At 65.6% G+C, this 13900-nt stretch carries 10 protein-coding genes and 2 pseudogenes; 4 read left to right on the forward strand and 8 right to left on the reverse strand.

The genetic code is table 11. The features are described from left to right. Positions 1-57: 57 nt before the first annotated feature. Complete coding sequence (lnt, locus tag QZY44_RS21335) at positions 58-1620, reverse strand: apolipoprotein N-acyltransferase (RefSeq protein ID WP_295451796.1); 1563 nt, start codon at positions 1618-1620, stop codon at positions 58-60. A gap of 197 nt (positions 1621-1817) precedes the next feature. On the opposite strand from lnt, the gene QZY44_RS21340 reads away from it, so the two are divergent. Further along, positions 1818-4160 (forward strand): mechanosensitive ion channel domain-containing protein, encoded by a 2343-nt coding sequence (locus QZY44_RS21340; protein WP_295451801.1) that lies wholly within the window; start codon positions 1818-1820, stop codon positions 4158-4160. Here QZY44_RS21340 and QZY44_RS21345 read toward each other — a convergent pair. The 4 genes and pseudogenes from QZY44_RS21345 to QZY44_RS21360 all read right to left on the reverse strand — a co-directional run bounded on the left by QZY44_RS21345 (position 4157) and on the right by QZY44_RS21360 (position 5950). Then, the gene (locus tag QZY44_RS21345) at positions 4157-4315 is read right to left on the reverse strand and encodes a hypothetical protein (RefSeq protein ID WP_295451806.1); all 159 of its coding nucleotides are present in this window, start codon (positions 4313-4315) and stop codon (positions 4157-4159) included. The two genes, QZY44_RS21340 and QZY44_RS21345, sit on opposite strands and share 4 nt — an antisense overlap. Before the next feature lie 35 nt (positions 4316-4350). Continuing rightward, positions 4351-4643 (reverse strand): annotated as a pseudogene (locus QZY44_RS21350) (metallopeptidase TldD-related protein). A 214-nt stretch (positions 4644-4857) separates the two neighbouring features. Next, the gene (locus QZY44_RS21355; RefSeq protein WP_295451811.1) at positions 4858-5547 is read right to left on the reverse strand and encodes a hypothetical protein; all 690 of its coding nucleotides are present in this window, start codon (positions 5545-5547) and stop codon (positions 4858-4860) included. Between the two features lie 73 nt (positions 5548-5620). Continuing rightward, a complete protein-coding gene (locus QZY44_RS21360; protein ID WP_295451816.1) occupies positions 5621-5950 on the reverse strand; it encodes an SH3 domain-containing protein in 330 nt (109 codons plus the stop codon). A 987-nt stretch (positions 5951-6937) separates the two neighbouring features. Between QZY44_RS21360 and QZY44_RS21365 the strand changes: the two genes are divergently transcribed. After that, a complete protein-coding gene (locus QZY44_RS21365; RefSeq protein ID WP_295451822.1) occupies positions 6938-7096 on the forward strand; it encodes a hypothetical protein in 159 nt (52 codons plus the stop codon). A gap of 198 nt (positions 7097-7294) precedes the next feature. On the opposite strand, the gene QZY44_RS21370 is transcribed toward QZY44_RS21365, so the two are convergent. The 3 genes from QZY44_RS21370 to QZY44_RS21380 all read right to left on the reverse strand — a co-directional run bounded on the left by QZY44_RS21370 (position 7295) and on the right by QZY44_RS21380 (position 9650). Beyond that, on the reverse strand, positions 7295-8407 hold the full coding sequence (locus QZY44_RS21370) for a toxic anion resistance protein (protein ID WP_295451827.1): 1113 nt from the start codon (positions 8405-8407) through the stop codon (positions 7295-7297). Between the two features lie 123 nt (positions 8408-8530). After that, positions 8531-9505: a 5-bromo-4-chloroindolyl phosphate hydrolysis family protein gene (locus QZY44_RS21375; protein ID WP_295451831.1), complete on the reverse strand. Its 975-nt coding sequence runs from the start codon at positions 9503-9505 to the stop codon at positions 8531-8533. A gap of 19 nt (positions 9506-9524) precedes the next feature. Continuing rightward, complete coding sequence (locus tag QZY44_RS21380) at positions 9525-9650, reverse strand: hypothetical protein (RefSeq protein ID WP_295451835.1); 126 nt, start codon at positions 9648-9650, stop codon at positions 9525-9527. Between the two features lie 436 nt (positions 9651-10086). Here QZY44_RS21380 and QZY44_RS21385 point away from each other — a divergent pair, with 436 nt between their 5' ends. Both QZY44_RS21385 and glnE read left to right on the forward strand, forming a co-directional pair. After that, positions 10087-10992 (forward strand): D-hexose-6-phosphate mutarotase, encoded by a 906-nt coding sequence (locus QZY44_RS21385; protein ID WP_295451838.1) that lies wholly within the window; start codon positions 10087-10089, stop codon positions 10990-10992. Continuing rightward, positions 10989-13856 (forward strand): annotated as a pseudogene (glnE, locus tag QZY44_RS21390) (bifunctional [glutamate--ammonia ligase]-adenylyl-L-tyrosine phosphorylase/[glutamate--ammonia-ligase] adenylyltransferase); the annotation flags it as partial. The gene QZY44_RS21385 and the pseudogene glnE, both read left to right, overlap by 4 nt. Positions 13857-13900: the final 44 nt, after the last annotated feature.

Raw genomic sequence — 13900 nt, forward strand, 5'->3', positions numbered from 1 at the left:
ACCTCCGAACGTTGGCGAAGCGCGACAGACTAGGCCCCGGGGCGGCACGGGACAAGGCTATAGACCCTCGCCGCACCCCGTCGCGGCCTGGGGGCCGCTCCTACGGCGACTGGTCCGCCGGATGAACAAGGCCGCCCCCACCATCGCCAGTGCCAGCCCGATCGCCAGCCAGTTGCCGACCCACACGAAGGGGGTGGCTCCGGCGCGCGGCTGGACCGGGCCGCTGTAGACCCCGCGCACGAAGGGCGGGATCTGCCCGATCACCCGGCCGCGCCAGTCGATGATGGCGGAGATGCCGGTGTTGGTGGCCCGCACCAGGTCGCGGCCGGTCTCCAGCGCGCGCATTCGGGCCATTTCCAGGTGCTGGTGGGGGGCGAGCGAGTCACCGAACCAGGCGTCGTTACTCACGCTGATCAGGAACTGGGCCTCCGGCAGGGCCTGTGCGACCTCGCCCGGGAATATGTCTTCATAGCAGATAGAGGCCCCGGCGGTGTAACCGCCCACCTTGAGCAGTGGGCGCGCCGCCTTGCCTGCACTGAAATCGGACATCGGGATCTCGAACATCTTCACCAGCGGTCCCAGCCACGCCTTGAATGGCAGGAATTCACCGAAAGGTACCAGGTGACGCTTGGTGTAGAGGTCCTCGCGGCTGCCGATGGCGAGCAGTCCGTTGTAATAGGCGCGGGTCGTGGGGTCCAGGACCGGGATGCCGAGTACCATCTCAAAGCCCTTGGCCCGCGCTATCTCGGCCATGGGGTCGATCATCTCCTCGCGGACCTGGTCCAGGAAATCGGGGACGGCCGTCTCCGGCCAGACGATCAGCTTGGCGTCTGGGTGTTCCTTGGTGAGGTCCCAATAGGCCTGCACGATCCCGATCTTGGCCTCCGGGTCCCATTTGACCGACTGCGGGATGTTGGCCTGGAGCACGGCGGCCTTGAAGGGCGCGCCGTTGGCCTGGGTCCAGACGACCGGTTGCAGCGCCGTCCCGCCGAGCCAGATGATGGCGAGCCCCGTGCCCGCCGCCAGACGGCCGCGGCCGGGCCAGCGGATCAAGCCCCACAGGAGTCCGCCGGAGACGGCGGTCAGGAGGCTCAAGCCGTAGACGCCGCCGATGGGCGCGTAGCCGGAGAGCGGCCCGTCGATCTGGGAGTAACCGAGCTTGAGCCAGGCAAAGCCGGTAAAGAGCCAGCCGCGCAGCCACTCAAAGAGCACATAAAGTCCCGGCAGCAGGAACACCGGACCGGTCCAGGAGGGCGTGGGTTGCAGCCATCGGGCCAGCCAGCCGGCCAGGGCGTAATAGCTCGCCATCCACACGACGAAGGTGGCCATCAGTAGATCCGCCGCCCAGGCGTCCATGTTGCCGTACTGGCTCAGGCTGATGCGGATCCAGGCGATGCCAAAGCCCATCAGGCCCAGGCCAAAGGCCCAGCCGCGCCGCAGGCCGGCACCGGGCGAACCGGTGGCCAGGGACTGCGTCAACAGGGCCAGGGCGATGACCGCAAGCGGAAAGTACGAGAAGGGTGCAAAACCCAGGACCGTGAGCGCACCGGCCACGAGTGCGAGCAACGCGGGCAGGGCAGGGCGCAGGCGTAGGCCCAGACGGGAGAGGCTCGGATGCATGGGAGGATCGCCGTGACGCTGACTGGATAGGGGTGGGCGCCGTTCTAACAGTCCAGGGCGTCGCGGTCAATTCCGATCGGTGCCTGCGGGAGCGGCGTCCCGCCGCGACACGCCCGCGCGTCAGCGGCTAGCCGGCTTGCGTATACTCGCGCCCAAACCCGCCAACCTAACCCGCCCTGGGCCGCGAGCGCCGCCCCATGATCAGACACCTGCTGCTCTTTTTCTTTCTGTTCGGCCAGGCACCGCTGCTGTTCGCGCAGCTGTCGCAGCTGTCGCAGCTGTCGCTGCTGCCGGCGATCACTGAGTCTCAGCCGGAGGTCGCTGCGCCGTTGAAGGACATCAAGGCGGAGCGCGCGCGCGTCGCCGCGCATATCGAGGAGGCCACGAAACAGCTCACCGAGGCGAATCAGGCCCTCGCGGCGTCCGACGTGCAGCGCAACGCGGATGACGAGCAAGCGCTGCAAGAGCGGGTCAACCTCCTGCAGGCGCGCGTTCAGGTGGGTCGACGCCACCTCAAGATCGTCGATGAGGCACAGGCGGTGCGGGAAGAAAAGACCCAGCTCCAAGAGGAGTTCAACAGTTGGACCGGCTTTGCGACCCCGCCGCCATACCCGCTCGATGTGGTCGAGGCATTGGGGAGGCAACTGAAGGCGCGGCAGGCCGCCACCCAGACGGATGAGCTGCGGCGGTCTTCGTTTGCTTATGCGCAGGCCCGCACGGTCGCGCAGTTGGCGAGTGATCAGAAAGCCTTTCGTCAGACCCTCGAAGCACTGGAATCGGCCGGCACCGACGAGGTGAAACAGGACGCCCGCAAGAAGCACGCATTGCGCCAGATCGCATTGAGTCTGAGTGCGGAAGGTGTGGCCTTTGTGCAATCGAGCGAGCAAGCCCTCACCGAGAAGCTGGGCCTTGACCGCCTGCGCGAGGAATTCATACGAAAAAAGCTGACGGTGGCGCTGCCGCAGGTGCAATTGACCCCTGGTGAAGTGCAGACGAAGCTCGACGCGCTGGGCCAGGAGTTGCGTGGTGTCAATGACGACCTGACCAAGACCAGCGCCGCCGAGGCCCTGGCCAGCCGGCAATTGGAATCAGTCCGGGCGCGCCTGGAAGGACAGAAAGAGACGGGCGGCGTCGATCCATTACTGACGCTTGAGCAGCAGCTCATACAGGCGCAACGCGATGCGGTGCACGCCACCCTGGATGATGTGAATCTGCATATCGGCTACCTCCAGTTGCAGCAGATCGCCTGGAGAGACCGCTTGGAGCTGCATCAACACTGGGATTTCGCGAAGGCCAGGACCCAGTTGGCCGACCTCGCAGCCGTGCTGCCGACGCTCGAGCAAGGCATTGCCAGTCTGGAGCTCGCCCGCACCGCGTCCGACGGTTTCGAGGTCGAGCCCCGGTTCGCGATTGCGGAACTCGCCGCATCGCGCGATGCCCTGGTCAGCGCGATGAATGAACGCCGCGTGCAGTTGGGTCAAACCCTGCGCAGCGCACTGCAACTGCGCGATTTTCTGACGTTATGGCAGGACGAGATCAAGGTCCGTGTCGGCGAAACGGGGGCGGCCGCCGAGGCGCGCGGGTGGACCGATGTCGTGGTTGAGTACCTGCAGCGGTTATGGTCGTTTGAGCTCCTCTCCATCGAAGATACGCTCGTGGTGGACGGCGAGCGCGTGAGTGAGAAGCGACCCGTGACCATTGGTAAGGTGAGCGAGGCGCTCCTGATCCTGACGGTCGGTTTGCTGCTCGCTTCCGGATTGGCGCGGGTCATCAGTCGGATTCTGCTGCCCTTCGGGGCGGAAAAATGGCGGCGGCGCCTGCTCATTCAGAAGCTGCTGCGGGTGGGCATGACGCTGGCGGTCGTCGTCCTGGCCTTGGTCACGGTCAAGATACCGCTGGCGGTGTTCGCTTTTCTCGGTGGCGCCATTGCGCTGGGGATCGGTTTCGGCGCGAAGAATCTCCTCAATAATTTTATCAGCGGTTTCATTATCCTGGGGGAGGGTACCATCCGCGTCGGTGACCGGATCGAGATCGAAGGCACCCAAGGGATCGTGGCCAGGATCGGGGAGCGCTCCACCCGGGTGCGCCGTCTGGATGGGGTGGACATGCTGATTCCCAACAGCCATTTCCTCGAGAATCGGGTGACCAATATGACGCTCGCGGATCAACGCGCCCGGGTCACCATTGCGGTGGGTGTAGCCTATGGCTCGCCGACCCGCCAGGTTCACGCACTGCTGCTGGAAATCGCCAAGTCGCACCCCTTGGTGGTGGCCGATCCGGTGCCCGCCGTCGTCTTCGAGGATTTCGGAGATAGCGCGCTCATCTTCCGCGTCTATGTCTGGATCGATTTTGGCGCTCAGGATGATTACCGGGCGGTGGTGACCGAGTTGCGCCATACCATCAGTGAACGCTTCGCGCAGGAGGGCCATGAAATCGCTTTCCCGCAGCGCGATGTACATCTGGATGCCAAGAGTCCCATCCGGGTTCAGGTGCTTGCTCAGGCCGAATCAGACCAGGACGATCCGGCATGCAAAACTTAGCGCTGGTCCGTGTTCATGATGTTGAGTGCGACGCCGGTCGTGCGTTGCGTCAGTGCTGGCGCGTCAGTGACCAGGAGCGTGGTGCCTGGAACCAGGCTGTCATAGAGTGCTTTGGCGAAGCGTGGTGGCAGGTGAATGCGGAAAATTCGTAACATGGATATTAAACCTAAGCGACAGTGATTGTCGATTTTCATTCTGGATGCCAAGCGTCCCATGCTTGTGCCAGTGCCGAGCCCGTTGCCGGCCTCGGTGTCAGCAGCGCGGCATAGGGAAAGGAGTCATTGCCGACTTCCACCAGGTTGGCGAACAGTGTCCTTAGGTTGCCGGTGACGATCATGCCGACCACGGGTTCGGCGACTTCGCCGTGGCGAATCAGGTGCCGTTGAGGCCCTCGGAGAACTCGCCGGTGGTCGGGTCGGCGTTACCGCCGGCCCAGCTGGTGACCAGGATACCGTCGCCGACCGCGCGCAGGATCTCAGTCAGTCCGCGGTTGCCGAGTTAGACGATCTGATTGGAGGGCTGGCCGGTCGTGATCGGCGGCCTTGATCATCATTCCGGCCAAGCGGTCGGTCCGCACAGCGGATCCTAAGGTTTGCGCCGCGCCCCTAGGGTCCGCTGTGGGGACCAACGACTTCGCGGCTAGCGCGGTGGCCGGGATTATGACCGAGGCCCGCCGGCCCGGACCGCCAAAGGCAGGTCAGTACAGAATATGGATGGACTGACTGGGGAGCTGATAGATCACCCCCTTGGACCCCAGACCGGATTTCCGAATGACCTTCTCCTTGGTCCCATCGTTGATGTAGGTCCCAGGTTTGTTGCCGACCGGCGAGAACGAAAACTCGCCGGAGTCGGCCAGCACGATATGGACGGCCCCCTGGCGTTGGGTATAGGAGCAGCGTTGCTCATAGCTCAGTGTCTTGCCGGTATAGATTTGGCAGCGGTAGGGTAAATTGGCATTGCTCCCACCGCTAGGGGCCGGCGTATGGCTGGTGGTCGTCGCGGGCTTGTTCATCGCGTTGATCGCCATCCCCCCACCGATCAAGGCGGCGGCACCCAGCGCCGCTGTCTGCGTGGTGGTCAGACCCTTGGGCTTGGGACCGTTATACTCGGCGGTGGTCACATGGCGGTTCTTGACCTCGCAGCTCCAGGGGTGCCGGTCGCCGTCCACCTTGGTGCTGCCTTGCACCTTATAATGATGCTCGGCGTTGTCCATCACATGCGTGGCCGTTGCATCGCGCAGGTCGGTGAGCTTGTACTCGCTGCGGATGCGGTTCTCGCAGTCGCTAATGGCCTCCTTGTCGCCATAGGCGAAGGCGATACCAGGGGCAGCGACCGCCAGTGCGATTAAGGTGGCGAGCGGGGTGCGGATGGTATTGATGTGCTGCATCGTCGAGTCACTCCAGATGGATAGGCGTTGAGACGGATTGAAAGCAGTTCAAGAAAACGAGAGGGCAATCGGGCTACGGCTGATGGGTCGCCTCGCGCAGGTAACGCCCGGCGACCCACCCCTTGGCGCGTGCATCGTTCGGCCGCGCGATCTGGCACCACCGTTGCCCGCGCGCCATCTTGCAGCCGAGGTTGCGCATGACCGTGCCGTTGGCGAGTTCGGCCACCACGCGGCCCTTGGGCGAGGGGCCGGCTCGCAGGTTCAAGGTGTCGCCGCGCGCCACACCCGTGACCTCCCAGAAGTCCGGCCCACCGGCCAGCCCATCGGCAAAGTCACCGGCCTGTGCCACGACCGGCACGGCGGCCGTCATCCAAACGAGGAGCAGGAGCCCCAATTTTTTCATGTTGCTGATTCTCCGATAGCCCTGGTGATGGCGTTGCGGGACGGCGGAACCTTGCCGGGGCGGGGCAGCGTTGTGTTCGACGGGCGCTGCGCTCGACCCTGCGCTCGCCGATAATATCTTCGCACTGGGTTTTGCGGTAGAGCCAGCAGCCACTCCGGCCGAGGGCGCCAAAAAAAAACAGGGTTCCGTTGGCGTCTATAGCACGCACGGGCCCGCCAGTTTTCCTCAGCTGGATTAGGGCTAAGCAGCCAGGTCGGGGTCCTGCCATCCCAGGCTGGACCCCGCGTGGGGCGTCGGGTGACCGGTGCAGGGACTTCGCCCTTCGGGGCCTTGGCCCAAGAACCTGCCGGAGAGACTATGCGAGGGCAACCTGTACAGGCGGCGCCACAGGAATCGCTCCCGTTTAGGTTGGCGGGGATAGAACAGCGGCGGATACTTACGTTGCGCCGCGCTGGAAAAAGTTCTTGCAGCGCTTAAGTCGTCGGAGTGGGGGGTATGTAACTTGCTGTTCTTAAATGGCTCAGGCGTCAATATTAGCCCGTCCTGCGATCAGTTGGGCTGGCTCGGTTTAGTACCTCCTTGAACATCTTCAGCAACGGCAAGAACGTTTCCAATACCTCGCTGAGAGTTTTCATCAACCACAAGCACTTTTCATGGAGGATTAAGAAATGCCATGCGATCGATAATGGAAGGCAGAAAAAGACCTCACAGACCAATATATCTTGCCGGCCTTGATCATTGTTCCGGCCAACCGGTCCGCCTGCAACTGGAGGTCGAGGCTTTAGCCGGTGGCGGTTTCCCGCATACCCAAGAGAAATCAGTGGCGCTTGCGTGCCCACCGGCTAAAGCCTCGACCTCCAGTTGCCGGACCGATGACCAAGGCCATCTTGCCCTTAGACATGCTAGCGGAATATGCTATACCTATTGGTGATACAGGCTCGTACCGTGCCGGGTTGATACCTGAGCAATGCCTAACGGAGGATAATCATGTCTTCACAAGGCTATTTTCCACCCGCCGAGCCAAAGCGGGTCGACTGGCTCGGTGTCTACGGGACCAAGCTGCCGAAATTTGCCCCGCTCATCGGCATCGGCCCGGAGGAGGTCGCCACCACGAAGGCCATGCGGCGTCCGGAGTCGGTTACTTGACTCCGGCCGTATTCGTATCCTCAATGGCAGCGCTCTGGCCATCATTTGCACCAGGGGTGCGGTTCCTAAATGCTGAAGCTATGGACTCCAGGCACTAACTCGGCCTTGATCATCGTCCCGGTCACCGGCGCTCCCGGCGCAGAGCGCCTGACACATGCGTGACACCGCCGCAGCGGTGTCACGAGAGCACTCCAGGCGCTAACCCCTGGCCGGATGGCCGCCATCGGCCTTGGCCGAAGCGGCGCTCAGCGCCCGGCGCAGGTCGCCTTCCAGGCGCTCCAGTTCCTGGCTGGCCAGGGCGCGGGCGCGCTTGCCCTCGTCGGCAATCTTCAGACCCTCCTCAATGGTCGCAATCAGGGTCTGATTGGCCTGGCGGACCACTTCGATATCGAATACGCCGCGCTCGATCTCGCGGCGTGCCTGTGTGTTGGCGGTCTTGAGGTTCTCGGCGTTGGCGCGCAGCAGGTCGTTAGTGAGATCGGTGGCCGCGCGCAGGGTGTCGGCGGCCTGCCCGGAGCGGTAGATGGTGACCGCTTGGGCCAATTGTTGGCGCCACAGTGGCACGGTGTTGACCAGGGTGGAGTTGATCTTGTTGATCAGGCCCTTGTCGTTCTCCTGCACGAGCCGGATGCTGGGCAGGCCCTGCATGGTCACCTGACGGGTCAGCTTCAGGTCGTGGACACGGCGCTCCAGGTCGTCGCGGGCGCCACGCAGGTCCCGCAACTGCTGAGCCATGACCATGTCGCCGCTGGACTCCACCCGCGCCGTCTGGGCCGGGATGATCGACGCGTCGACCTCGCGCAGTTTCGCCTCACCGGCGGCGATGTACTGCTCCAGTGCGCGGAAATAGTCGAGGTTGGCCTGGTAGAGCCGGTCGAGTGCGGTGACATCGGTCAGTAGCTGGGTCTTGTGACGCTCCAGGGTCCGGCCGATGACCTCGATCTGGTCGCGCACCGCCTCGTATTCCTCCAGAAAGCGGGCGATCGGTCGGCCCTGGCCCATGAGCCGGGAGAGTAGCCCGGGTTTGCGGTTGGGATTCAGCGCGGCGACGTCGAAGCCCTTGAGCGTGGTGACCATCTCGCTCAGGGCCGCGCCGGCGGGGCCGACGTCCTTGGCACGCACCCCCTCCAGCATCCGATCCGAGACCTGCGTCAACTGCTCCTGGGCCTTGGCGCCGAAGAACAGCACCGACTGGCTGTCGGTGAGGTCGAGTTCCTTGAGCAGCGCAGTGACCGCAGGGTCCAATTCGGTGCCGGCGGCTGGGGTCAGGGTGGTGGGACTGGTCTGCACCAAGTCGGTGTGTTCGGTCACGTCAGGGTCTCCGGGATGGGTTGCGATGTTCTTTGCTAAGAGCGATTTCCCGACGAATGGCTATCAAAGGAGCGGGGACGTCTAACCCCGACTCTGTGCCCTCATGTCGCTCAGGGAAATCGCCTAGACGATGCCTTCGCGTTCCAGCTGCTTCTTGAGCACCTCGATCTGGATGTCCAGGTCCAGAACGTCGGTCTCCAGCAGGCGCTGGCGCTGCTCCTCGAAGACCTCCTCCACCGTCACCAGGACGTTGCGGAAATTCTGCTCCAGTTCGCGGGACTCGGCGCGGCGGTGGGTGCTGGCATAACCCGCGGCGACCTGCTGGACGCCTTCGAGATACACGTTTAGAAACTTACGTGCCCGGTAGAGGTCGGTCGGTCGGTCCGCAATCTGGTCGAGGATGCCGCGCCCCTGGGCACCAAGGCGCGTGAGCCGCGCCTTGAGTTCAGGATTGGTCAGGGATTGCGCGGTCTGCTCCAGGTCGAGGAGCCGGCCCTCGGCCTCGGCCAGGGCCTCGGCCACCCGGCGCGAGGGTTCATCACCGCTGCGCAAGCTGCGCGGCCGTCCCAGGGGCTCCAAACCGTAGGCCAGATGGAACCCGATGGCAGACACCGCCGCGAAGGCAAGGCTGATGCCCGGTCCGTGACCGGCGGCGAAGTGTGCGGTGACACCGGCGCCTATGGCCGTCAGCACCCCGCCCAAAGTCTTGAGCGGCCAGCGAGCCAGGCGGGCAAAGCGCGGCTGAGGTCCGGCATAGTCGGCGCGGATGCCGCGTTTGGTCAGCCAGGCGGCGGCCATGAAGAGCGCAAACCCGCCGGCATCCGCCAGGAAGCTGTCGAGGTGCCCGCGCCCCAGGGCGATCACGGCACCCAGCAGCAGTGGCGCGGGCAGGACCCACAATAGGGCGCCTTTGCGCCGCGGGACCTGCCCGGGCCGGGGCTGCAACAGGGTCCGGAGACGGCCCGGCAGGGGGATCGACCGGTGCGCCGATGCCGCCAACGGCGATGCGCCCGGCCGCGCGGCGCCGATCAATGAACGCACGAGCGGCGGCAGGTCGTGCAGACGCAAGTTCCGGGATGGTTCAGGGGGAATGGTCACCGCGCGATCCTCGTGCGACTCAGTGGCCGAACAGGGCCTGGCAGGAAACCAGGCCGACGCTCGCCACCAGCAGGACGGTGCCCAGGAGGCGCCAACCGAACGCGCGTCGTGGTGTCTGGTCGGGGATGGGTTGCAGGTTGGACATGATGTCGCTCTGGGCAAAGAAATATCAGATGGTTAGGTTGATGGCGCGGGGCAGCATCGGGCGGGCCTTGATCGTCGCTTCGGCCACCGGAGGTCGAGGCTTTAGCCGGTCCGGCGCGCAGGCGCCACTCATTTCTCTTGCATAGGCAGGGAACCGCCACCGGCTAAAGCCTCGACCTCCAGTTGCCGACGGATCGTCGCTGACCGGGACGATGACCAAGGCTGTCGGCGGTGCGGGTGCCAATGCCCCCGAATAGTGGGGGTGGTGCGGCCCCAATCCAATACGCGCAGGCGCAGGCCGGGGGATCTGCTGTTTGGCCGACAAAATGTCGCCGCTTCCCCGCGCGCTCTTCCCGTTTCCCGCCGTCGGGGGTACCCTCCCGTTTCGCGCGCCGCAGTGCCCACGACCAGCGTATCCATTTCCGGAGGCTCTCAGTTTGAACATCGACGCATTCAATGCCGAATTCGGGATCGACGGCACCCTGCGCATCGTGGCGGGGCGCGGCGGTCTCGCGATGATCGAGGTCTACAATCGCCTGGCTAACGCCACGATCTCGCCCTATGCGGGACAGGTCTTGTCGTACTGCCCGGTGGCGGCGGCCGATGACCTGTTGTTCGTCAGCGAACGGGCCTTTTTTGCGCCCGGCAAGGGGATCAAGGGCGGGGTGCCGATCTGCTGGCCCTGGTTCGGTGCGGGAGGGCAGGGTGGACCCGCCCATGGGTTCGCACGCCAGCTTCCCTGGTCCATCCTGGCCACCGCCAGCCTGCCGAGCGGGGCGACCCGGGTCACCCTGGGCCTGGCGGACGACGCGGATACTCAGGGTCTCTGGCCCTATCACTTCAACCTGTTGGTTGAGATCACCGTGGGCGCCACCCTCACCGTGGAGTTGATCAGCCGCAACGCCGGCGACCAGGCCTTCCAGATCACCCAGGGCCTGCACACCTATTTTCGGGTCGGCGATGCCACCCGGGTGCGGGTCCTGGGATTGGACGGCTGCACCTATATCGACAAGGCCGCCGGGGCCAATGACGCCATCGTTACGCAGCGGGGGCCGGTGACGGTGGCCGCCGAGGTCAATCGGATCTATGAGTCGGTGCCCGCGGTCCTGACGATCGAAGACCCGGTGATGGAGCGCCGCATCCGCATCACGAACCGCCACAGCGCCACCTGCGTGGTGTGGAACCCCTGGGTCGAGACCGCCCGCGCCATGGCCGACCTGGACGACCGGGACTATCGCATCATGCTGTGTGTGGAGACCGTCAACACCGCCTCCGAGGTGATCGGCGTGCCGGGCGGCGGCGAGGCGCGCCTGGCGGCCGAGTACGCCATCGAGCCCCTGTGACGGCCACGGTAACCGCCGCGCTGCACGCCCTGACGCAGGCGCCTGAGCGCTGCTGGCAGGTGTGGCTGGCATGGGCGCAGGCGCAGGGCCGGGCGGTGCCGCTCGCGGCCGACCTGGCGGCCATCCGGGCGCGGGTGTGGGAGGGCAGCGAGTATGTTGCCCAGGCGGCCGCCCGCCATCCAGCGGACTTCGCCGCGCTCCTTGACTCCGGCGACCTGGGGCACGCCGATCGTCCCGGAGCTCTTGCCTGCCGGCTGGACGCGGCGTTGGCCGGCGTCACGGACGAGCCCGCCCTGCACCGCGTCCTGCGGTCTGTGCGCCGCCGCGAGATGACCCGCATCATCTGGCGCGACCTCGGGGGGCTGGCGGGGCTCGAAGAGACCCTGGAAGACCTCTCTGAACTGGCCGACTGCTGCGTGCGCGCCGCCCTGGACCGCCTCCACGCCTGGACCAGTGCGGAACTGGGCATCCCGCGCGACGACCTGGGGCGCGAGCAGCGCCTGCTGGTCATCGGCATGGGCAAGCTCGGGGCGCGGGAGCTCAACCTCTCATCGGATATCGACCTGATCTTCGCCTTCCCCGCCCCGGGCCAGGTGGTGGGTGGGCCGCGCCCGCTCGACAATCAGCAGTTTTTCATGCGTCTGGCCCAGCGTCTGGTGCAGGCACTCAATGCCCAGACCGCCGACGGCTTCGTCTTCCGCGTCGATACCCGATTGCGGCCCTTCGGTGACTCGGGGCCACTGGTCGCGAGCTTCGACGCGCTGGAGGACTATTACCAATCCCAGGCGCGGGACTGGGAGCGCTACGCCATGATCAAGGCGCGGGTGCTGACTGGTGAGCCGGAAGACCGCGCGGTCCTTCAGGCGCTGCTGCGGCCCTTCGTCTATCGCCGCTATCTGGACTTCGGCGCCATCGACTCCCTGCGCGAGATGAAGCAGATGATCGCCAAGGAGCTCTACACCAAGGGCATGGACGCCAATATCAAGCTCGGCCCCGGCGGTATCCGGGAGATCGAATTCATCGGCCAGGCGCTCCAGTTGGTGCGCGGCGGGCGCGACCCGGCGCTCCAGGTCCGCCCGATCCGGCAGGTGCTGGCCCTGCTTGAGGCGCGCGACTTGCTGCCGCCCGCGGCGCTGCCGGCGCTGGACGACGCCTATTGCTTCCTGCGCCAGGTGGAGAACCGCATCCAGGCTCATAAGGATAAACAGACCCACCTGCTGCCGTCTGACGACCTGGGTCGGCTGCGGCTGGCGCGCTCCATGGGTTGTGCCGACTGGAACGTCTTTGCGCCGTTGCTGGACGGGCATCGGTGGCGCGTCCAAGCGCTGTTCGATCAGGTCTTCACCGCCCGTGCGGCGCAGCCCGCGGGTCAGGACCAGGACCTGGTGGCGCTCTGGCAAGGGACCCTGGACGTGGAGCGTGCCCGGGAGATCCTCCTTGCACACCGCTTCACCGACCCCGGGACGGCGGTGGCGCGCCTGGCCGCCTTCCGCGAGGCCAGTGCCCGCAAAGGCCTGAGCGCCAAGGGCGCGGAGCGACTCCATCAGGTGCTGCCCCAGGCGCTCCAGGTGATCGCTGACAGCGAATCTCCGGATTTGGCCCTGGAGCGGGTGCTCAAGGTGCTGGAGTCGGTGGTGCGGCGCACCGCCTATCTGGCGATGCTGATCGAGCGGCCCATGGCCCTGGCCCAACTCGCCCGACTCACCGGCATGAGCCCCTGGATCGCGGAGCAGATCGCCCGCCAACCCCTGCTGCTCGATGAGCTGATCGACCCGGGTCGGCTCTATGCCCTGCGGCAACGCGCCGATCTTGAGACTGAACTGGATGCATTGCTTGCCCCCATCGACCCGGAGGACCTGGAGCAGCAGATGGAGCGGTTGCGCCAGTTTGCCCACGGCAATGTGCTGCGGGTGGCCGCCGCGGATCTCACCGGTGGCGTGCCACTGATGAAGATCAGCGACTACCTGACCGAGATTGCCGAGGTCGCGGTCGGGCGTACCCTGGCCCTGACCTTCGCCCACCTGAGCGAGCGCCACGGCCGGCCCGCCGGGCTCACCGGCACGGACACCGGGGTGCTGGTCCTGGGCTATGGCAAGCTGGGCGGGCTGGAGCTGGGCTATGGGTCCGATCTGGACCTGGTGTTTCTCCACGGCGCCGACCAACCCGCGGCCGAGACTGCCGGCCCCAAGGCCATCAGCGCCGAGCAGTTCTACAACCGGCTCGGCCAGCGCCTGATCCACATGATGACCACCCACACGCCCTCGGGCATCCTCTACGAGCTGGACATGCGCCTGCGCCCGGACGGCAACAAGGGCATGCTGGTGCGCTCCATTGGCGCCTTTGCGGACTATCAGTCGAACGCGGCCTGGACCTGGGAGCACCAGGCACTGATCCGCGCCCGACCCGTCGCTGGGGACGCCGCGTTGGCGGAGCGTTTCGCCGTGATCCGCCGCGCTACCATCTGCCGCCCGCGCGACCCGCAGCGGTTGCGCGAGGAGGTGCGCGCCATGCGCACCCGGATGCGCGAGACCCTGGACAAGAGCGGGCACGGGCGTTTCGACCTCAAACAGGGGCGCGGCGGTATTGCCGATATCGAGTTTATGGTTCAATACTCTGTCCTGCGCTGGGCGGCCGAGCACCCGGACCTGGCGGTGTGGACGGACAACATCCGTCAGCTCGAGACCCTGGCCCGCCTGGACCTGCTGCCCGGCGCGGCGGCGGTGGACCTCACGGAGGCCTACAAGCGGCTCCGTGGTGCCTATCACCGCAGTGCCCTACAGGATCAGCCCAAGACCGTGGCGGACGTTGAGCTGCTCCCGGAGCGCGAGCGGGTCCGTACACTCTGGCGGGAATTGATGGGGGACTAGAGTCCCTGGCGAATCATTTTTAGATCAATCAGGGCGGGGCA

The organism is uncultured Thiodictyon sp., assembly GCA_903837595.1.
GTDB lineage: Bacteria > Pseudomonadota > Gammaproteobacteria > Chromatiales > Chromatiaceae > Thiodictyon.